The sequence below is a fragment of the Arsukibacterium sp. genome, assembly GCF_018402695.1.
Taxonomy (GTDB): Bacteria; Pseudomonadota; Gammaproteobacteria; order Enterobacterales; family Alteromonadaceae; genus Alishewanella.
Genome location: NZ_JAGYIM010000024.1, coordinates 321,270 through 342,991 on the forward strand (window position 1 = coordinate 321,270; position 21,722 = coordinate 342,991).

Here is a 21,722-nt window from a genome sequence, read left to right on the forward strand (position 1 = left end):
GGGCTTTACCGGGAAGAGCAAGATAAAAATATAACGACTTTGTCAGTAGCAAACCCGCTGACAGCTTGCATGGATAACAACAAGAACAGAAGAGACTTAAACTATGTCTGAATTACTGAGCGACAATAATACGTGTGGGATCAGGAAAGCCCGATTAAGCCTGGCAATTTCTGCAGCCTTACTGGGGATAAGCCCAATGTGGCTGGCGGCACAGGCTTTGCCTGAGAATGACAGCGGTGTCATTGCCCAGAGCAACGCTGAGCAAGTAGAAGTAATTGAAGTAAAAGGGATCCGGGGCAGTATTCAGTCGGCTCAGGATTTAAAGCGGTATGCTGACACGGTGAAAGACGTTATTACTGCCACAGATATTGGCGCGCTGCCGGATAAATCGGTTACCGAAGCCCTGCAACGCATTCCGGGTGTGACCATAGAGCGTTTCGCCTCTTCTGACGACCCTAAACATTACGCCGATGAAGGCACCGGTGTTTTGGTGCGCGGTCTGGATCGGGTGCGCTCAGAAGTGAATGGTCGTGGAGCCTTCAGTGCCAACCCTTGGGGTGGTCTGAGCTATGAAGACTTCCCGGCAGAATTACTGGGTGCAGTTGAGGTAGTGAAAAACCAAACTGCGGATCTGATCTCCGGTGGTATTGCTGGCACAGTAAACCTGATTACCCGCAAACCCTTAGACTCTCATAAGCGTTTGCTGTCTTTTAACGCGAAAGCGAATTACGGCGATTTTCGCAAAGAAGTGACGCCTTCTTTCTCTGCGCTGTTCTCAGATAGCTGGGAAACCCGGGCTGGTAAATTTGGTTTTCTGATTGCCGGTTCGCAATCAGAATATAAATCACGTGGTGATGGTATTGGTTTAGGTAATTTTCATTCCCGGGGTGATGCATTTATCCCTACTCTTGATCAGTGGGGAGGTATCACCGGTGTAGACCCGGCATCTCCGGTGGATGGACCGGCGCTGCCGGGTCAGCCTGCTGGCAGCGTCTGGCATGTGCCTGTAGCAATTCACATGAGCACGGCCGAAAATGATCGTAAGCGTACCGGTTTCACGACTTCTTTGCAGTGGGCTAATACTGATAACACCATTGTTGCCACCCTGGAACACATTAATTCCGAAGCCTCTTTGGAGTGGAATGAGCGGCAAATTGGTCAGGCGGCACAAGGTTTCAGAAGTTTTATGGGTTCGTCGCAGAACTGGCAGGACGATGCCGCTAATGGTTATCCTTTAACTACTGACGGCGGTTTCGTCACGTCAGGCATTGCGCTTGGGGTAAGTCCTGAAACACCTTTTTTCTATCGCAGCCGCTGGAATTACAACGAAAATACGGTTGAAGACACTTCATTCAATCTGATGCTAAAACCATCGGATCGCCTGACATTAAACTTTGATTATCAGCGCATCGATTCTGAGAAAGTAGTTCATAATTACAGTATGTCAGGACAAACCCGCGGTAATCATGTGCATGTGGTATCTCCATACTTCCTGGACATGCGGGGTTCCCGCCCAACAGTTGAATTTCTGAGCGACAACATTCTAACCGCCGGTTGGTCTCCGAATAGCGACTGGGATGGACCTGTGCCTAATGTATTTCTGGGCAGTGGTATGGAGCAGGAAGAACACAATACAGCAAAAGCTAACAGTTTAAAATTCGACGTCAGCTATGAGCTGGATGGTGTCTTCACGGGCCTTAAAACAGGTTTGTACCACTCCGATAAAGATCTGACTGTTCGTGACACAGCATATGAGGGGTGGTCTGCCATTGGTACCCCGTGGAATATGAATGACCGTAATGCAGCAGCTGCTGTCAACAGGCCTGAGTTGTTTGAGCGCGTGGATTTCTCCGATTACTACAATGGTAATGTCCTTATTGGCAATGTTAATAACTTTCTGTTCCCTAAAATGGAACTTGTGAAAAACTATGCCGAATCGTTACGCCAGGGCTGTCAGGATGGATGGCACAACGCTACCAGCAGCGCTGCCAATAATGGTATTTGTACAGGCACTTATGTGCCTTATGCCGACAAACCTAATCGGGTTGAAGGACCATTCGCGGCACATAATATCAGCTCGTCGAATGAAAAGCGTACTGAGTTTTATCTGCGCGGCGATTTTGAGTTTATCAATCAGGATATTCCTATAATAGGTAATTTCGGGCTGCGCTATGTCAGTTACCAGCTGGAATCAACCGGTGCCTTCGTGCAGCCATTAGCATCGAGACGTGGTGAGCCGGGCACATCTCTGAATAATGTAATGCAACAGCCAGAATATCGGCGTTATTATGATCTGGCTTCTGGCGAATCTGAGTTAAGCACCGTGCAAGGTACTGACTACGACACGGTATTGCCGAGTTTAAACCTGAACTTTGGGGTAGCCGACGATGTAGTGGTGCGCTTTGGCGCCTCTAAAGGTTTGTATTTCCCAAGCTTAGTGGATGCCCGTAATATCAGCCTGCTGGATTTGGACTATACCCGTCGTTTGCAAACGCCAGGGCAGGACCAGGATGAAACCACTAACCCGGTTGTAGCTCTGGATGATATCGAAGTCACTGCATTGGCAGGCAACCCCTATCTGGAGCCAGAAGAGTCTATTAACCTAGATTTAACTGCTGAATGGTACTTCGCGCCGGCTGGCTTTTTAAATGTGGGACTCTTTCACAAAAAGCTGGATAACATTATTCGCAACAGACAATTTGATCTGGATGTGATGTATAACGGTGAGAATTACGCCGTATCCGCTTATGGTCCTGCCAACACAGGCTCTGGCACGATCCGTGGGGTTGAATTTTCATACTCCCAATTCTATGACATGTTGCCAGGTGCCTGGGGCGGTTTAGGCTTGCAGTTTAACTACACCTATATCGACCAAAGTGGTCTGGAAGATCCTAACGAAGTCGCTGAGGGTACGCTTGGCTTTGACGAAAATGGCAATCCAATTGCGGATAACCGCAATACCTTCCGGGTATTTAGTGGCTTGCCATTGCAAGGTTACTCAGATCAGAACATGAACATCGTTGGTATGTACGAATACAACAATATCTCATTCCGTCTGGCTTATACCTGGCGCTCCGAATACCTGCTGACATTACGTGAATCTGAGGAATACGTGCCGGCATATGCAAAAGCATCCGGCATGATGGATGCCAGCCTGTACTACACCATTAACGATAACTGGAAAATTGGTATTGAAGGCAGTAACTTGCTGAATACAGAGACCAAAACCCAGTATCAGATGAACCAGGCCGGTGTCAGAACGGATGCGCTAAGCTTCACGACGGATCGTCGTTATGCGCTAAGCGTGCGGGCTATTTTCTAGTGGTTTTTGCCCCGTGGAAACGTGATTAACTGTGTTACTGCGGGCGGTTACTTGTGCTTCTCCCTGCTTCAGCATTATAAATTGTTGAGTAAAGTAACCGTCCGTGTCTTATTTACCTCCATATTTTACAATTTTTGCATATTTAACCAGCTAGTCCCATTTTTACGGTGTAGTTCGGGGTAGTCTATGCTTTAAACAGAGACGCTAATTGCAATATTGCTAACGGAGGTATTTTGACTGAAAGTGTAACCAATTTATTAGGTAACTGGCCAGAATGGTGTGCGGTGGCGATTGAGTTGCTGGGCATTGGTATTATTACTGTTATTGCTGTGTATTCGTTGTTGCATGGCATTATCCGGCTGATTAAACGCGATTCACCCCGGGCTATCCAGCAGGAAATTCGCCAGCGGCTGGGGCGGGGTATTTTACTGGGGCTGGAGTTTTTGATTGCAGCCGATATTATTCATACCGTTGCCGTTGAGTTGACGTTCTCTACTGTCGGCGTGCTGGCGCTGGTCGTGCTAATCCGGACATTTTTAAGTTTTACCCTCGAGGTAGAACTTACCGGCAAATGGCCGTGGCAGTTGGCCAGTTCAGAAACGCCGGAATAATACTGGGTTAAGCCGGCGCCTGATTGGCTGAAGGTACATCGGCGCCGGCTAAACACTGACATTTAACCGCCGACATATTACATGACGCTGCTGATCGCATCACGTGCACTGCGATACAGCGCCGCCAGCGTTTTATCAAATACCCAGCGAATAAAGTTAAAACTTAACTCGGTTACTGTTGTTACCACTTGTCGGGCAAATACCAGCATGTGCCCAAGTAATCCTCTTGTTTGCTCAGCCAGCTTGCCTGAGGCTTTTGCTACCGCCTCCAGGGTTCTGGCCAGCATATCGTAAAATGTTAAGCCGGTACCAATTGCTGCCTGAGCCATTACCGCGCTGTAGTATCCCGCATCTTTGAGTAAGGTAATTAATCCTGAGCTTATTTTATCCGCCCAATAACCGCTGAAAGATGCCTGATGACGGTTTTCATAGTGCAAACGCACGGTGCTGTGGTTAATTCCTGACTGAGTTTGTAAATTAGCCCAGCTATTATTATTTGCGGTATTCAAATAACCGGGTGATGCTTCCATCGCCATTTTGTGAGCGTTAAAACTAATGCCCTGACCCGGTGCGAGCAGCACTTCCTGGCCTTGATAGGGAGCATGGACAAAGGGCCATAGCGGCACCATCGGCACCGGATCGGCGGCATGGGTGCAGCGGAAGATCCGGTCAATATTGGTTGAGGTTTTTATCGCAAAACCATCAAGTCCTACTCTTGGCGCACCAAAAGTGTAAAGAAATACCTGGTTTTTAAAACGCCGTTTTACCCAGTCGGCAGTAATGTGGGCGAGCGCACCGCCTAAGCTGTGGCCAACGCAATGGACTGTGCCATTGCTGCTGCGGGATAGTAGCGGGCTAAGCGCATTTTCCAGTGCTGGTTTCATACTGTGGAAAGTTTTATTAAAACCGGCGTGGATTAATGAATTATTATCCCCCCCGGTCAAACCAATATGAGCATCGGTAATGCCATCAGCCAGGCTGGCCGTGCCGCGGATAGCGATCACATGATCACCCTGATAGCCGGCCTTACCTTTACCGACCATCGCAAAGCCGCTACTGCGTTTTAACATTCTGGCCAAAATGCCGCCAGAAATACCCTGAATGGGGCCGTTAGTTAAATCAAACTGAAAAGCCCGGTCAACGTCTGGCGCCGATTTGCCGAAGCGATATAAACCTGAGGAACTCGGTTCTTTAATTTCGTACGCAAGTGAGGCCAGTTGTACTGCCAGTTTAGGCGTTAAGGTTGCCATTTGCTAATCCTTTAATGGGTGGTTAATCCAGACTGCATACACCTGTAACCCCATGAGGGTGCTCAGGAAACTCTTGGTTCGGTAATTCGTAGGTTTTTTCCGGCTGTGTTAATTCACAGTTTAATTGTTGCAGTTTGCCGGTCAGCGTTGCTGCTGCGCCGGCATTCAAGGTGCTGTAGTACCAAAGCAAATAGCGTTGATTGTTGTGGTCGACATACAAGACCTGGCGTTTGGCGGTATCAAAAGCGCTACCTGGACGACGTGAACGAATTGATTTTGCAGCAAAACTGAAATTACCTTCGCCGTCAGTCAGGGTGTGATCCAGAAATTCCCGATGGTAAGTCAGTTCGCGGTAAACTTTAAGCTGAGTAACTGGCTGCCCGTTATAGGTAATTGTTCCGTTGATTGCAGGGGATAAATGCACATCATATTTTTTTAGCCAGTCAAACATATTTGCGTTAACCTGCGATGACAATGTAAGTGAAATCAGTATGCTCAGTCGTGCCGTCAGCAACAATATTGGCCTGAATCTAACCAGCAGCATAGCCAATGCACTCCGGCGAAAATAACGTTGCTAAAATATATCAAATAAAAATTAATTGTAAACTTATTATTTTTGAAATTTTGATGAAATAAGAAAGAGAGGGACAAAGCCGGACTTTTTTCTGTCCGGCCAGCTTTAATCAGCTTAAGTGGCTGCTGTTAGCAGCGCATCATCCAGCTTGTTAGCGCGAATAGCGGCTTCCCGGGCATACAGGCGCTGCACATATTCAGTAAAAGCGGGACGCGCTTCCACCGTTTTAAATTGCATTCCCCAGCCAAGATGGCTACCGACGTAGACATCTGCCGCAGTAAATTGCTCACCACAAATATAGGGGCCATTGTTAAGTGCCGTTTCCAGCGTATTCAGCATATCCTGATAAAAACCGCAGCCAACCGCCTGCACATTATCATCATCAATCCGCCAGTCATATGCTTTTGCTGTGGTGGCCATTTCCATCGGCCCTGCCGCGAAGAACAACCAGCGATAATAGATGCCGCGCTCTGGGCTGTCAGTGGCCGGCGCCAGATGTTTCTCAGCGAAATAGTCCGCCAGGTAAGCACATATTGCCGCGGTTTCAGTTACCACGACATCACCATGGGTAATAACCGGTACTTTTCCCAGCGGGTTCAGCGCCAGAAATTTTGCTGACTTGATGTCAGCGCCATACTCCAGCACTTTTACAGTGTAAGGTACGTTTAACTCTTCCAGCAGCCAGCGAATAATCCGGCCGCGAGAATTAGGGTTTGTATATAAAGTCAGTTGCAGCATGTTTCTGTTCCTTGTTGGTTAATAACATCAGAATGTTGCGGCTAATCAGCATAATTGATAGCACAATTACCCTGGTTTACCGTGCGAACAACCCACTTTACTTGCCAGTAGGACAGATTACGTCCTAGTTGTTTGCTATATTTGCTGGCAGGTTAACCGTACCGAGTCAGACAATGCAAAAAGAGGTGGAATGGTGAGTGCGCCGACGGTCCGGGTGCTGAGTTTGCTGGAGCTGTTGCAGTCTAATAATCAGCTTAGCGGCAGCGAGTTGGCCAGCCGGCTAGGAGTAGATAAGCGAACGGTCAGGCGCTATATCCGGGTGCTGGAAGATTTGGGTATTCCGGTAACCTCAGTGCAAGGTTGCAGTGGCGGCTATATGCTGGTGGCGGGCTATAAATTGCCGCCGATGATGTTTACCAATGAAGAAACGCTGGCGTTGTCACTTGGCCTGTTAGCAGCGAAGAACCTGAGACTGGCAGATACCGAAGCGGCAATAAGCGGAGTGCAGGCTAAGCTGGAACGGGTCATGCCAGCGAAACTGAAGTCGCGGGCCAGAGCGATAGCCGGCAATATTAATATCATGCTGCCGGAGGCTGCGACTGACACCCCGCGCCAGCATCTGGAGCCACTGCTTAATGCTATTGAGCAGCAATGCTCAGTAGTCATTAGTTATGCTGCCAATCAACAGCAACCAATAACCCGTCAGATAGACCCCTATGGTTTGCTGTTTCGCCAGGGGCACTGGTATATGAGTGGCTATTGTCATTTACGCCAGGCGCTGCGTACTTTCCGGCTGGACCGATTACAGCATGTCGAGCCGCTCGCTGATAGTTTTACCCGGCCGGCTGACTTTAACAGTGCAGAGCACTTTCAGCACAGTCTGAACAATATGCCAGGTAACCTGGATGTGCAGGTGCTATTACAAACAGAGCAACGCACAGCAGCAGAAGTGTTAGGTGCCATGGCCAGTATGCTGAAACCGCAGAATGGGGGCTTGTTGCTTAGCACCCGAACGGACAGCAGCGACTGTTTCGCTTTGTGGTTATGCCAGTTGCCTTTTGCTTTCAGTATAATTCAGCCGCCAGAACTGAAACAGGCGCTGAAGCGTCATGCTGATAAATTATTGAAAATTGCTGAGTGTTAGCCAGAGATATTAATTAATACCGTAACCAATATAGAAAAATATAAATGGTAAAATTGCTGGTGTACTATCAGAGGCAGGTTTATACGAAGTGTGTAACGATAATATAAGGAAAAGGGCGCAGTATTGCGCCCTTACGTTGAACTAGGTGATTATCACTATTACAGTGGGTGAGAGGAATTTATCCTCACTTTGCCTCGTAAAGCGGGGGTTGAACCTTCACAGTGCTGAACGAAGTCTACCGCCAGACTTGTAACTTCGAAAAGATTTTCACCGTAGTCGTTCGTGATTTCAGTGAACTCAATTTCAAATATCTCAAACCAACCTGACTGGGTATTACAGCCCCGGCCATCGCCAAAGAAGTCTATACCATTGCCCCCAGCAGGCTTAAATGCCGCTCTGGTCGCATTCTGATAAAGGCCAGGCTGCAGCTCGGTACCCTCTGCCGTCGCTAACTCAAGAAACCACCACACATTATCCTGGTTATATTGCCCTTCGTAATTTACGCTAAGCTTGCTTTTATTACCCATTGCGGTGTTGAACTGGCCGAAATTTGTGGTCAGAAAACGGGTTTGACCTTGTCCAATATAATCTCCTTTATCGCTCTCGTAATACAGCACGTCAGTATCACCGGAGTTATATAACAACTCCACTTGTGTAGTGTGACTGCGACCAAGTGTATCTGTGACGGTTAAACCGATGAGAAGCAACTGACCCGGGTCGACTTCCGGTACTGTAAAGCTTGTCGATATAGCGTTAGGGGCATCGAATACCACCCCAAAGTCGGTCAGCTCGTGCCACTGATATGTCACCGTCAACCCCTCGGCGATAATAGACTCTGAAGCAGATAACGTGGGGACCGAATCGGCAGAAACTGCAACTTTATCCTTTGTGATAACGGCGCGGATAGCGTTGTTGACAGTAAGATCCTGTCCGTAATAGTGATAATAAGTTACACCCAGCTGGTTGATTGCTTCAAAACTGCCAAGGCGATAGGTGGCACCCGGTTCAAGGGCTGTTTTCGGTGTAATATGGACTAAAGCGCCCTCAATAACTGCTTCTGCGCCAATGTCAGCGTAACCCCACTCAGTATTGCTAAAGAAGTTGTTTAGAGACTGACTATTTATCGAGGCCACCGGCCGCGAAAATAGAAATGTAACTGTACCAAGGGTCGGGAAGTCATTGAGATTATTACCGTCGATCGTGCCGATAAGGTCAAAATTATCATGCCGGAAGGTGCGAATATTCTGATTGGTCGTTAAACCTGGCCAACTCCAGTAAGTGCCTTCAGTAAAAGAGTTCCAGTAGTACAACATACTGTCACTTTGATTAAATTTTAAGTTCGCCAACTCAGAATTCACAACCTGATTAGCACTGATAGCAAGCAAATTGTTTTGACTGTCCGTTAATTCAATCTGCCCCTGATGCGGGTACTCACCAAGGTAGCCCTGCAAGGGAACTGATGTTCTAACAGTTAAATACTGGCTAAACTCGTTAAACGTTATGCGTCCCTGGTAATCATTCCGATAGAGCGCAGTCATCAAATCAAGCTCGCTACTTAATTGAAACTGACTCAGAGTAAAAATATCACCGTCACTCGATGTAAACCGCACCTGAGAGCCCAGCGGTTTTACCTGGATACGTTTTAACAAATTATCAGTAATGAAGGTCACGTTTACTGTATCAAGCACGGTAATTTCCGGATACCCTTTGAAAACGACTTTACTAAGGTCGACGTTCATTGTCAGGGTATCGCCGTTCGCAGTTTGTTGCTGGTTAGTAATAGTAAGCGTAACTTCGCCAGTTAATACGGCATCCAGAGCTGTCACCTGACAATCGTCCAGCTGGTCAGTTATAACACTGCCAGTAGTGAGGGGGAGCCCCGTATTTAAACTGATGGTGCGGCCACCGCCATTTTCACAAAGCTGAAATTGCCCGAATGGGAAACTTTGCTGGATAGCAAGGGTATCGGTGTAATGAGCAATTTGCAGCATACTTTCCGGTAGGTTCACGGCAACAGTTGCGAATGCATCGAGCTCACTTGAATTAATAAGGATTGGAGGTAATGGATTACTCCCACCAGATCCACTGCCTGAGCCTCCACCGCCAGTCGGTGGGCTACTATCACTGCTACCACCTCCGCAGCCAGCCAGCAATAACATCAAACTAAATAAACATCCTTGCCAAGTACTACTCATTAAAATGTCCTTATATAGGTAAATTTTTTCGAAGTGTAATTCTAAAAAATGTAGCCGGCAATCAAAATGTTTTAAATTTCAACATGGCGTTAATTTTAAAATTTCTTTACTAGGTGTTTATTTTTTATGTTGCTGTTTTGTAGGAATATTTTATGGGCTAGGGCGTTTGGCTATGGGTTGGATCTAACTGGGAGATTGTTAAATAAAAAATAGCTTTAGAGAAAAAAGTAAACCGGACGAGCCGGTTGAGTAAGCTATTAAACGCTATTATGCGCCAGTATAATTTGGGTTATTTTTGCTTATTCAGCAGCGCTTTTAAATCAGCGAAGGGATTATGGGTCGCTGCAGCCACTTTTTGTTCAGTGGTGCCACCATACAGCACAAATTCGTGGAATTTATTGTGTTCGTTGTCATGGCAATAAATACACAGTAATTCCCAGTTACTTCCGTCCGCCGGGTTATTACTATGGTTGTGATCAATATGATGCACGGTCAGTTCGCGCAGGTTAGAGTGAACAAATTCACGGGCGCAACGGCCACATACCCAGGGGTACATTTTTAGTGCTTTATCACGATAGCCCTGTTCTTGCTGCTGATAGGCCTGGGCGCCGATGCTGTTTTTACTCATTACAGTCTGCTCTTTCCGGTTTCAGTTTTTACTGACACTAAGCATACCTCAGCTGCCGTCTGGCGACACGGGTTTTCGGCGTCAATTCTGTCGGTAATCCTTAATGATGCTGCCATAGAGTCCCATTTCTGCCTCATGGCCCGGTTCGCGCCAGCTTTCCAGCAATGCCGCCTGATACCAGGCCTGCATGGCAGGTAGGGTCAGCAGGTGCTTAATATACGCCATGGCATTGTTGCTTAGCTTAAGATCATAACTTTGCACCCGAAATGCCACCGGGGCAAAAAACGCATCAACCGCGGTAAAAGAGGTTCCCGTCAGAAAGGGCCCGCCAAATTGGTTCAAGCCTTGTTGCCATAGCTCGTCCAGCCGCGCCAGGTCTTTTGCCAGCTCAGCGGGTGGGTTGTTTAACTGCACTCTGGCACCACAATTCATGGTGCACACATTGCGCAGGGTACTGAAGCCAGCATGCATTTCACTGGCAGCACAACGGGCATAATTACGGGCTGCTGCATCTGCCGGCCAGACCCCAACATGCCGCTCGGCCAGGTATTCGACAATACCCAGCGATTCCCACACCACTGTATCGCCATCATGCAGGCACGGCACTTTTGCGGTCGGTGAGAACTGGCGGAAATTATCATAGTTGTCGACTTGAAACTGCTGTAATTTTTCGTCGAACGGAATACTCAGCTGTTGCATTAATAACCAGGGCCGAAGCGACCAGGATGAGTAATTTTTATTGGCAATAAACAGTTGATACACAGGCACCTCCATGGCTAAGTTGCTAAAGATTACGCTGCTTGTAATTTGGCATCAAGTCGGACGATGGCTTAATTTCAGGCCATACCAGCTTAGTGTATCAGCTGGGTATTGCAGAATAACCGCCAGGCCGTTTACATTAGGGACTGTTCTGTTGCCAGAAATGGCCCATTCGTCCGGCCCGGGGTTGAATCATGCTAGCAAGACTGCTATTTCTTTCACTGCTATTACTGGGCAGCTATCTGCTGTTGTCAGCCTGGTTTGCTGCAGAGCGGCCACAGCCGCAAGTAGTGAAACAAATAGCAGAAAAAGCCCTGCGTCAGCAATTGTGTCAAACCCCGGTACTCTGGCGCGTTGGCCAGCTTGACCCCGCTTTTGCGCTAACAGCTGAGCTAGCCGAGCAGGCCGCCCATAATGCGGCGAGTGGGTGGAACAGGGCGGCAGGACAGGAGCTTTTCCGACATGACAGCGTACAAGGTTTCCCAATAAATTTTCATTATGACGAGCGTCAGCAGCAGATGCTGCAGCAGGCAATGCTCGAGCGTAATATTCAGCGCTACGATAGCAACATCGAGCAGCGGGCGGCAGCTTTGCAGCAGCAGAGCGAGCAGCTTCAGCTGCGCCACCGTGATTTTAGCCAGCAAAACCAGCAGTTTGCGGCGGATATCGCTGCATTTAGTCAGCAAGCGGCCAACGCCAGCCAGGCTAATCTGGCGGCGCTGCAACAAAAACAGCGACGGCTTGAGCAGCGCGAGCAGCAATTGCAACAACAGGCACAGCGCCTAAATGAACAACACGCACAATTGCAACGTGAGCAAGACTATCTTAATGACACCGTAGCGGATCGCAATGCACTATTTTCAGATCAGCTGCCACCATTAGCCGCTGAAGTTGGTTTAATGGAAATTGTCAACGGTAGGCGTAACATGACTATTTTCGCTTACAGTACTGCAAATGCCTTGCAACTGACCATAAGCCACGAATTTGGCCACGCTCTGGGGCTCGGCCATACCGATAATGATACTGCAATAATGCATTACGCTCTTAATCTGCAGCAAACAGGCCCGACAGCAGAAGATGTCGCAGCACTGAAGCAGCAATGCGGCTTTTAAGCGTGGACGCTTGACAGCTTAAGGTGATGCCATGATGCTGAAGCTGTTTTCATAGCAATGCAGAGGATGCCATGCCACGTCAGGGTGCAACCAGATCAGTTATCTGGCATGTATTTATTATTATATTGGCAGGTGAGCTGATTTTTGCGTTGCCCTTTCACCTGGCGCGTTTTTTTCGCCCGACCTTTTTGCAGGCGTTTGAGCTAAATAATGCTCAGCTTGGCGATATTTTTGCTGTCTACGGTGTGGTGGCCATGCTTTGTTATTTTCCCGGCGGCATTATTGCTGACAAAGTGGCACCCAACCGCTTGATGAGTGTGTCCTTGCTGGCAACAGCGCTGGGTGGCGCTTATATGTGGACCGGGCCCGGTGTTACCGGTTTGGCACTGCTGTTTGGCTACTGGGGTTGCACCACCATTTTACTGTTTTGGGCGGCGATGATAAAAGCGACGCGGTTCTCTGCGCCTGCTACCCGCCAGGGCCTGGCGTTTGGCGTACTTGACGGCGGCCGTGGCCTCGTTGCCAGTGTGTTTGCCAGTGGCGCAGTGTTGCTGTTGGGCCGTTATACAATATTGGCAGACGGTAACTTTGCCAGTGCAACCGAGGCGCTGGCGTCACTTCGCAGCCTGATTGTTTATTACAGTATGCTAACCGTGCTTACCGCTGGTCTGGCCTGGTTTTTTATCAGCAGTATCAGGGTGCAGCCTGAGACAGGGCAGCAAGCACCAACCTCCGCCAGGCTGGGCGAAACTTTGGCAAACCCACTGCTTTGGTTGCAGGCCGGCGTGGTAATCTGTGCTTATTGCGGCTATAAATCGCTGGATAATTACGGTCTGTTTGTGGTGCAATCCTTTAATTGGTCACAGCTGGAGGCGGCGCAATTTACCACGGCGGCCAGCTATCTGCGGCCGGTGGTGGCGGTGGCTGCGGGTTTACTGGCAGATCGGATCCGGGCCAGTCGTCTGACATTGGGGCTGTTTAGTGCGCTGGCCCTCAGTTTTGCCAGCATAGCGGCACTGACGGAACTGTATCCGGCAGTTATGCTGCTAACGCTAATGTTAGCGCTAACGTTTGTGGGCGTGTTTGCCTTGCGGGCCGTGTATTTTGCTCTAATTGATGAAAGCCGGCTGCGGCTGGGTGCTACTGGCACTGCGGTGGGTGTTATCTCATTGCTGGGTTTTACCCCCGATGTGTTTTTCGCGCCACTCACCGGACGCATGTTAGATAATCCGGACGGTGGTTTTGCCGGCTATTTTTTATTGATGGCACTGATTATGTTGCTTGGCACCCTGTGCGCGTGGTTGTTAGTCAATAGAATGAGCAAGAGGCGGGTGTTGGCATCGGCTAAGCCTGCTTAGTGGATGGATTAATAACTGAAACTACTAATTATCAGGCGGGCCGGGTCGTAAAATATCCTACCGACTGTTCTAGCCTGTTTCTTATCACCTAATAACAGGAGAGATATGCGAGTTATTTTATCAGCATTGCTGCTGCTAATGTCGTTCAACAGTATAGCGAAAGATTGTGTGGTGCTATTGCACGGCCTGGCCCGCACCGCCGGTGCAATGGAAACAATGCAGCAGGCGCTTGATGACGCTGGTTACCATACCGTGAATGTAGATTACCCTTCACGAGAGCACGCTATTGAGGTGTTAGCGCCTATGGTTATTCCTCAGGCGTTGGTGCAGTGCAGGGCAGAGCAAAGCAGCGTTATTCATTTTGTTACCCATTCGATGGGCGGCATTTTGCTGCGCCAGTATTTACAGGATAACGATATTACCGACTTAGGCAGGGTGGTAATGATGGGGCCGCCAAATCAGGGTAGCCAGGTGGTCGATAACATAAAAGATATACCGGGTTTTAAAGCCTTTAACGGCCCGGCAGGTATGCAACTGGGTACCGGTGAGCAGGATGTGCCCAAACAACTGGGGCCGGTAAACTTTGAATTGGGTATTATCGCCGGCACCAGTTCTATCAATCTTTTATTGTCTAACTTTCTGCCTAACCCTGATGACGGCAAGGTATCTGTTGAAAACACCAAAGTACAAGGTATGTGCGCCCTGGTTACGGTAGAGGTATCGCATCCGTTTCTGATGAAACGGCAAAAGGTGATTAGGCAAGTGCTACATTTTTTAAAAGCAGGTAAATTCAACGGCGATACTGCCCGGCAGTTTGATTGCCCGACGCAAGTAGAACGGGAAGGGTAAGCGCCGCAATCGAACAGGCCTGGCTGCCAAGGTGCTGGCTACTATTCATGACAACCCCGAGTTCTGCCACCAACTGGCTGCGAATTAAGCTGGCCGCCACAGCAAAACAACGTAGAGGCGCATCAATGCGGCCCTATTCTTCGCGTAATCGCTACGACCTGATAAAAATAGACTTCTTTTCTTGCGTTTCTTTTAGTTAACAATTAATTTTCATTAAGGTTTTTATATTGGAAATATAGCTTTTAACCTATATAGGTTTTAAGCTATATTAGCTAAGGGCATCTTATGTGGATGGTAGAAACAACGGATCTTTTCGATAGCTGGTTTGATAGGCTGGACGATACTGACCGTGCCAGTGTATTGGCGGCGATGTTAGCTTTACGAGAGCGCGGGCCAATGTTACCCAGACCATACGCAGATACGGTAAAAGGTTCTCGTTATATGAATATGAAAGAGCTAAGGGTGCAAAGCAAAGGCAACCCTATCAGAGCGTTTTTTGCCTTTGATCCAAAACGACATGGCATAGTGCTGTGCGCCGGCAATAAAGCAGGCAACGAAAAACGTTTTTATCAAACTATGATACCGCTGGCGGATGAAGAATTTAGTAAGCATTTACAGGCATTGCAGCAGGAGTAACGGTTATGACAAGAACACTTGAACAAATACTGGCGCATGAGAAACCTGAAGTAGTGGCAAGTGCCAAAGAGCAGGCTGCCGAGATATTGCTGAATATTCACCTGGCAGAACTACGTGAACGTATGAATCTGACTCAGAAAGACATTGCAGCAGCACTTAGTGTGAAACAGCCTACGGTATCTGATATGGAAAAACCGGGGCGCGATCTTAAGTTATCATCGCTTAAACGCTATGTAGAAGCCTCTGGCGGTAAACTGAGGTTAGACATTGAACTGCCAGACGGCACTCATTACGGTTTTACGGTATAGACGACAACCTCGGGTTTTCCCACTAACTGACGAACCACGCCAAATCAACGTAGGGGCGCATTATTGCGCCCTTTGCTTTTGCCGCAAATAAATCCTTGACCATGTTCAGTTTTTCGGTAAATGTAACAATACATTGAATGTTGATTAATCGGCTTAAGAATGGAATCAAGTGCATTTATCATCAGTTTGGTTGCAGTAATTATTGCGACTGCATCGACAGTAGTTAGCTATTTAATATACAGACAAGCAAGAGATCCTGAGATTGTTGTGTATGCTCAAATTGATGAAAGAAGGCCATCGATTATTAATTTGGTAATAGAAAATATAGGTAATAGTCCTGCTTGGGGTGTTAGTTTTTCATCATCTGAGCCAGTACCATATAGAGCTTTTGGGATTGATAAATTATCTGATTCGGAGATTATGAGTAATGGGCCATTGATTAATGGCATACCATGTTTCGGTCCCAGAGCCAAAAGAGTATTGACGTGGGGCCAGTTTGGTGGAATTCGAGACAAATTGGGTGACGAGTGTTTAGATATTGAAGCTAGTTATTATAGCAAGCCAGCCCTTAGTTTTTTTCGAAAAAAACACAAATCAATATCGAGGCTAGATATTAAATCTTTTGAATGTTCTGATATTTCTGATCATAACTGGAATAAAAAAATTGCAGAGGAATTGAAGAAAATTGCAAACTTCATGAAATCTCAATAGAAAAGGCAGGTTTCTATCAAGTCAAGTGCTTGAGTTGGGTTGAGTCTGGATGACGCTGCTGAAGTGAGCGATCATTCGCCTTTCCCCCCGACACCTAGTATAATACGCGCCCTTGCTTCACTCAGGTGCTTAATTTATGTCCACTGTTGCTACTGCCGTCTCCCGCAAATCTGCTCCTGTAGCGCGGATGGCACCTGAGCGCGATTTATTCAGCTACCCGAAATACTGGGCCGAGTGCTATGGCACGGCGCCGTTTTTACCGATGTCGCGCAAAGAGATGGACCAGTTTGGCTGGGACAGCTGCGATGTAATTCTGGTAGTCGGCGATGCCTATGTTGACCACCCCAGCTTTGGCATGGCAGTAGTCGGGCGGATGTTAGAAGCGCAGGGTTACCGGGTCGGGCTTATTTGTCAGCCGGACTGGCACAGCAAAGACGACTTTATGCGCCTGGGTAAGCCGAACCTGTTTTTCGGCGTGTCGGCCGGCAATATGGACTCGATGATTAACCGTTATACCGCTGATAAAAAGCTACGGCATGATGATGCGTACACACCGGGTGATATTGGCGGCAAGCGGCCGGATAGGGCGGTTACTGTTTATACCCAGCGCTGCAAAGAAGCCTATAAAGAGGTGCCGGTGATTATTGGCGGCATTGAAGCCAGTTTACGCCGGATTGCCCACTATGATTACTGGTCAGAAAAAATACGCCGTTCGGTTATCTTTGATGCCAAAGCCGATATTTTAATTTACGGCAATGCCGAACGGCCATTAATTGAAGTGGCCTACCGGATTGCCAGTGGTGTGCCGATTAGCGACATTCAGGATGTGCGTGGCACGGCGGTTATTCGTAAAGAGCCGTTACCAGGCTGGCGCGGGGTCGATTCCACCGCCATTGATAAAATTGGCAAAATAGACCCGATATCCAACCCTTATGGTGCTGATGATGTTGGTTGTAGCAGCTATTCTGAGTTTGCTAAAGCCGGTATTGATTTATCTAAGCCGGCGCAAGTAGAAGCTAAACCGATACTGGTGCAGCCGGCGCGGCAAAAGCCGTGGGAGCAAACCTACGTTAAACTGCCGGCGTTTGAGCAAGTCAGCGTTAACAAACCGCTATATGCCCATGCTTCGCGTATTCTGCACCAGGAAACGAATCCCGGCTGTGCCCGGGCGATTATGCAGCGCCATGGCGATCGGCATATCTGGGTTAACCCGCCAGCCTTTCCGCTAAGTACTGAAGAAATGGATTTAGTGTTTGGCCTGCCGTATCAGCGGGTACCACACCCGGTATATGGCAATGCTAAAATACCTGCCTACGAGATGATTAAAACTTCGGTTAACGTGATGCGCGGCTGCTTTGGTGGTTGCTCGTTCTGCTCGATTACCGAGCATGAAGGCCGGATCATTCAAAGTCGCTCAAAAGAGTCGATAATGCAGGAAATTGCAGATATCCGCGACAAAGTGCCGGGTTTTACCGGGGTGATTTCCGATTTGGGTGGCCCGACAGCCAATATGTACAAACTGCGCTGTAAAAACCCGAAAGCCGAGCAAACCTGCCGCCGGCCCAGTTGTGTATACCCGACCATTTGCGAGCATATGGACACCGATCAAAGCCCGACGGTAGAGCTGTACCGGGAAGCGCGCAACTTACCCGGCATTAAGAAAGTACTGATTGCTTCTGGTGTGCGCTATGACTTAGCAGTGGAAGATCCGAACTATGTGCGCGAGCTGGTGCAGCACCATGTGGGTGGCTATTTAAAAATCGCCCCGGAGCATACCGAAGACGGCCCCTTATCGAAGATGATGAAACCGGGCATGGGTGCCTACGACAAATTTAAAGAAATGTTCGACCGCTTCAGCAAAGAAGCCGGTAAAGAGCAGTATTTAATTCCGTACTTTATTGCCGCCCACCCAGGTACCACAGATTTAGATATGGTGAACCTGGCGCTGTGGTTAAAAGAGCGTGATTTTAAACTGGACCAGGTACAGAACTTTTACCCGAGCCCAATGGCTAACGCGACGACCATTTACCATACCGAAATGAACTCGCTGAAAAACATCAATAAAGCCAATGCTGAAGTGGTGGCCGTGCCGAAAGGCGAGCGGCAACGGCGCTTACATAAGGCGATACTGCGCTATCACGATCCGAAAGGCTGGCCGCAAATTCGCGAAGCGTTAATTAAAATGGGCCTGAAGCATTTAATCGGCCGCAGCAAAGGCTGTTTAGTGCCGGAAGAAAGCAAAGATGAGCTGTTTAAAAAGCCTGGTAAAGGCGGTAAACCGGCGCTGAGCCGGCACACCGGGTTAAACCCGGCGGCCAATGCTATTACCCGGGCTGCTAAAAATGCTAAAAAAGACGCTGGCGGCAAAGCTGCTGGCGGCAAAACCAGTCACCGAAAACCGGTAAAAGCCCGGTAATTATGCTGCAGCCGGTTACAGCCAGCCGCAGCCTGCTATATTTGGTTACACTTTATTAAAACTGCTGCTTTACAGCACAGTAGCGCTTCTATAGTTTAGTTTGGTTAAGCTACAACACAGCTTAAGCTAACGGAGCGCTTATGAGATCGTTGTTTACGGCCAGTCTGGCCATCACCTTGCTGTTGGGGCCGATAGCGTCTGAGGCTGCCACCAGCACTACCGCAGAAACGGCCAGTACGGCAGCAAATGAAGTCCAGCAATTTACCCTCGACAATGGCATGCAAATTCTGGTGCTGGAAGATCATTCCATTCCTAACGCTAATATGTATTTATTCTGGAAAGTCGGCTCGCGCAATGAAGCGCCCGGCATTACCGGTATTTCTCACTTTTTTGAGCATATGATGTTTAACGGCGCTAAAAAATATGGCCCGAAAATGTTTGATCAGGTAATGGAAGCCTCTGGTGGCGCCAACAATGCCTATACCACCGAAAACCTGACGGTTTACACCAACTGGTTTCCACAATCTGCGCTGGAAATTATCTTTGACCTGGAAGCCGACCGGATTGCTGATCTGGCGATTGACCCGGCCATGGTGGAAAGCGAGCGGGGCGTGGTGATCTCTGAGCGCAGTACTGGCCTGGAGAACTCAAACTACCGCACCTTAAATGAAGCGCTGAAGAGCGTGGCTTTTCAGGCCCATCCTTATAGCTGGTCTATTATAGGTCACGAGTCTGATATTCAGGCCTGGACCCTCGATGATTTAGTGCAGTACCACAAAACCTATTATGCGCCTAACAACGCCGTGGTAGTTATTGCCGGTGCGGTTACCCTGGCGCAGGTACAACAATTGGCAGAGCAGTATTTCGGGCCCATTCCGGCCCAGCCCGCGCCACGTGACGTCAGAACCGTTGAGCCCGAGCAAAAAGGCCAGCGCCGGGTGTTTGTGCAGAAAACCTCAGCAACTTCACCGAATATTATGCTCGGTTACCATGTACCGGCGACTTCCGATCCGGATTACTACGCACTGGCGTTGATGAGCACTATTTTAAGCAATGGCAAAAGTTCACGCTTGTATCAGGCATTGGTAGAGCAGCAACTGGCCACCAATGTCTTTACCAACCTGCCATTGTCGTTCGACCCGAATCTGTTTTACGTATATGCCATTGCCCGGCCAGGCGTTGCCGCCAGCACACTGGAGCAGGCTATGTTAAAGGCACTGGCTGCGGTAGCAGATGAGGGCGTGACGGCCCGGGAACTGGAGAAAGCAAAAAATATTCAGCTGATGGACTTTTACCGCAATATGCAAACCATTAATGGCAAAGCCAATAATATTGGTACCTACCAGCTGTACTTTGGTGATTACCGTAAGCTTTATCAAACCGCTGAATTGTTCAATAACGTTAGTGCAGCTGATATTCAGCGGGTGGCCAGTAAGTATCTTACCCGGGCTAACCGCACTGTCGGTGTGCTGGATGCAACCGAGGAGGCGGACGAATGAGCCATTTTTTTAGTAAAAGAGCGGCGCTGACCGCGCTGACCGCCTGTTGTATTACCCTGGCTGGCTGTAGCAGTGCGCCGGAGCAGACTACCCGGGCGGCAACCGTCAGCAGCGCAACGGCAGGTACGACGGTCAAAGGTTTCCAGTTACCAACTTATCAGACTCTGGTGCTGGACAATGGCTTAACCTTATATTTAATGCCCCAGCACGAAGTACCACTGCTAAGTATAGAAGTGGTTATCGGCGCTGGGGCGGTGCTGGACCAGCAAGGCGGTGAGGCGTTTTTAACCTCGCAAAGCTTACTGCTGGGTGCCGGTGGCAAAAGCAAACAGCAACTGGAGCAGGAAACCGACTTTATTGGTGCCAGCCTCAGTACCAGTAACGGCAAAGAGGCCAGTTATCTGAGCATGAGCTTTATGCAAAAAGATACCACGGCCATGCTGGATATCCTGGCGGCGGTATTGATGCAGCCGGCGTTTAACCCCGAAGAGTTCAGTAAATTGCATGCCCGGCTGGTGGCCCAGCAACAGCAGGTAAAAGAAAGCCCGCGCAATGTGATAAGCCGTTATTTCGACAGTTTGCTTTATGGTAATCACCCCTATGCCAAACCTAATACCGGCAGTGAGCAATCGCTGGCGGCACTGGATCTGGCGGGCGTAACCGGCTTCTATCAGCGGTATTATCAGCCCGATAATATTGCCATAGCGGTGGCGGGTGACTTTACCATTGCAGAACTACGCCAGCAGTTAAGCAAGCGCTTTGCGAACTGGCAGGGCAAAAGTGCCGCAAAACCGGCATTGCCTGCGGTTGCTAAGCCGGCAGCAGCCCGGGTATTGCTGGTAGATAAAGCGGATGCAACAGAAACTACCCTGATGTTTGGTGGCGTGGGGGTTAGCCAGAATAACCCGGACTATGTTGGTCTTGAGGTTATTAACACCATCCTGGGTGGCCGCTTTACTTCCTGGCTGAATGACGAACTGCGGGTTAACAGCGGGCTAACCTATGGCGCCCGATCGGGGTTCAGTTCGCTAAGCGCTGGTGGTGGTTTTCAGATCAGTACTTTTACCAAAACGGAAACCACTCAGCAAACGCTTGATTTGGCATTGGCTACCTATAACAGGCTGTGGCAACAGGGCATAGATCAGGCCACGCTGGATTCTGCCAAAGCCTATGTCAAAGGTCAGTTTCCGCCAAACTATGAAACCAACAGCCAGTTAGCTGACTTGCTTGGTAGCATGCACCTGTACCAGTTTAATAAAGGGTATATCAACGACTTCGAGCAAAAGGTCGATAGCCTGACCCTTGCCGATACTGAGCGGCTAATCAAGCAGTACTTTCCGCAGCAACAATTGCAGTTTGTGTTAGTTGGCAAAGCCAGTGAGCTTACCGATCTGGCCCAACGCCTGGGCGAGGTAACAACCGTGGCGATTAAGGACAATGGTTTCAGCCCGCAATAAATAAGCTGCATCCTGCAGAGAAAAGTAGTAAAGCCGCGTGCTTAGCCTGAGGTAACAGAGGCTAAGCAAGCGGCTTTTTAATTGTTATAACAACTCTTTACCAGCACACGGTTAAGTGTTTTAGCACAAGCTGCTATAGTTCATCAGTGATTAAT

General features: G+C 48.7%; 18 protein-coding genes and 1 pseudogene. 13 read left to right on the top strand and 6 right to left on the bottom strand.

Translation table 11 applies throughout. The annotated features are described in order from the left end of the window. Positions 1–103 precede the first annotated feature (103 nt). Positions 104–3,322 (top strand): TonB-dependent receptor, encoded by a 3,219-nt coding sequence (locus KG631_RS17360; protein ID WP_214000897.1) that lies wholly within the window; start codon positions 104–106, stop codon positions 3,320–3,322. A 233-nt stretch (positions 3,323–3,555) separates the two neighbouring features. Then, a complete protein-coding gene (locus tag KG631_RS17365; protein WP_214000898.1) occupies positions 3,556–3,933 on the top strand; it encodes a DUF1622 domain-containing protein in 378 nt (125 codons plus the stop codon). 77 nt (positions 3,934–4,010) lie between these two features. Here KG631_RS17365 and KG631_RS17370 read toward each other — a convergent pair whose 3' ends face one another. From KG631_RS17370 to KG631_RS17380, 3 genes are all read right to left on the bottom strand, one after another. Continuing rightward, the gene (locus tag KG631_RS17370; protein ID WP_214000899.1) at positions 4,011–5,183 is read right to left on the bottom strand and encodes a lipase family protein; all 1,173 of its coding nucleotides are present in this window, start codon (positions 5,181–5,183) and stop codon (positions 4,011–4,013) included. A gap of 22 nt (positions 5,184–5,205) precedes the next feature. Beyond that, positions 5,206–5,634, bottom strand: a complete 429-nt coding sequence (locus KG631_RS17375; protein WP_214000900.1) for a DUF6795 domain-containing protein — start codon at positions 5,632–5,634, stop codon at positions 5,206–5,208. Positions 5,635–5,871: 237 nt separating this feature from the next. Further along, on the bottom strand, positions 5,872–6,495 hold the full coding sequence (locus tag KG631_RS17380; RefSeq protein WP_214000901.1) for a glutathione S-transferase family protein: 624 nt from the start codon (positions 6,493–6,495) through the stop codon (positions 5,872–5,874). 190 nt (positions 6,496–6,685) lie between these two features. On the opposite strand from KG631_RS17380, the gene KG631_RS17385 reads away from it, so the two are divergent. After that, a complete protein-coding gene (locus KG631_RS17385) occupies positions 6,686–7,639 on the top strand; it encodes a YafY family protein (protein ID WP_214000902.1) in 954 nt (317 codons plus the stop codon). 158 nt (positions 7,640–7,797) lie between these two features. Here the strand turns inward: KG631_RS17385 and KG631_RS17390 are convergent, their stop codons facing one another. From KG631_RS17390 to KG631_RS17400, 3 genes are all read right to left on the bottom strand, one after another. Continuing rightward, positions 7,798–9,834: a hypothetical protein gene (locus KG631_RS17390; protein WP_214000903.1), complete on the bottom strand. Its 2,037-nt coding sequence runs from the start codon at positions 9,832–9,834 to the stop codon at positions 7,798–7,800. Positions 9,835–10,123: 289 nt separating this feature from the next. Then, a complete protein-coding gene (locus tag KG631_RS17395) occupies positions 10,124–10,462 on the bottom strand; it encodes a YajD family HNH nuclease (protein WP_214000904.1) in 339 nt (112 codons plus the stop codon). Between the two features lie 81 nt (positions 10,463–10,543). Further along, a complete protein-coding gene (locus KG631_RS17400; protein WP_365869349.1) occupies positions 10,544–11,224 on the bottom strand; it encodes a glutathione S-transferase family protein in 681 nt (226 codons plus the stop codon). A 191-nt stretch (positions 11,225–11,415) separates the two neighbouring features. Here KG631_RS17400 and KG631_RS17405 point away from each other — a divergent pair, with 191 nt between their 5' ends. The 10 genes and pseudogenes from KG631_RS17405 (at position 11,416) to KG631_RS17445 (ending at position 21,567) form a co-directional block, all read left to right on the top strand. Continuing rightward, positions 11,416–12,333 (top strand): matrixin family metalloprotease, encoded by a 918-nt coding sequence (locus tag KG631_RS17405; RefSeq protein ID WP_214000906.1) that lies wholly within the window; start codon positions 11,416–11,418, stop codon positions 12,331–12,333. A 71-nt stretch (positions 12,334–12,404) separates the two neighbouring features. Further along, positions 12,405–13,691, top strand: coding sequence for an MFS transporter (locus KG631_RS17410; RefSeq protein ID WP_214000907.1), 1,287 nt, complete (start codon positions 12,405–12,407; stop codon positions 13,689–13,691). Positions 13,692–13,796: 105 nt separating this feature from the next. Then, positions 13,797–14,540: an alpha/beta fold hydrolase gene (locus tag KG631_RS17415; RefSeq protein WP_301003972.1), complete on the top strand. Its 744-nt coding sequence runs from the start codon at positions 13,797–13,799 to the stop codon at positions 14,538–14,540. After that, positions 14,539–14,628, top strand: a pseudogene (locus KG631_RS19315) (transcriptional regulator); the annotation flags it as partial. The gene KG631_RS17415 and the pseudogene KG631_RS19315, both read left to right, overlap by 2 nt. 197 nt (positions 14,629–14,825) lie before the next feature. Continuing rightward, complete coding sequence (locus KG631_RS17420) at positions 14,826–15,176, top strand: type II toxin-antitoxin system RelE/ParE family toxin (RefSeq protein WP_214000908.1); 351 nt, start codon at positions 14,826–14,828, stop codon at positions 15,174–15,176. Positions 15,177–15,181: 5 nt separating this feature from the next. Beyond that, positions 15,182–15,484 (top strand): XRE family transcriptional regulator, encoded by a 303-nt coding sequence (locus KG631_RS17425; RefSeq protein ID WP_214000909.1) that lies wholly within the window; start codon positions 15,182–15,184, stop codon positions 15,482–15,484. 159 nt (positions 15,485–15,643) lie between these two features. Further along, positions 15,644–16,195 carry a hypothetical protein gene (locus KG631_RS17430; protein WP_214000910.1) on the top strand — a complete coding sequence of 184 codons (552 nt, stop codon included), beginning with the start codon at positions 15,644–15,646 and terminating at the stop codon, positions 16,193–16,195. Between the two features lie 187 nt (positions 16,196–16,382). Continuing rightward, positions 16,383–18,611: a YgiQ family radical SAM protein gene (locus KG631_RS17435; protein ID WP_214001029.1), complete on the top strand. Its 2,229-nt coding sequence runs from the start codon at positions 16,383–16,385 to the stop codon at positions 18,609–18,611. A gap of 140 nt (positions 18,612–18,751) precedes the next feature. Further along, on the top strand, positions 18,752–20,110 hold the full coding sequence (locus KG631_RS17440; protein ID WP_301003974.1) for a pitrilysin family protein: 1,359 nt from the start codon (positions 18,752–18,754) through the stop codon (positions 20,108–20,110). Next, complete coding sequence (locus KG631_RS17445; protein ID WP_214000911.1) at positions 20,107–21,567, top strand: pitrilysin family protein; 1,461 nt, start codon at positions 20,107–20,109, stop codon at positions 21,565–21,567. Before KG631_RS17440 ends, KG631_RS17445 begins: the two co-directional genes overlap by 4 nt. Positions 21,568–21,722: the final 155 nt, after the last annotated feature.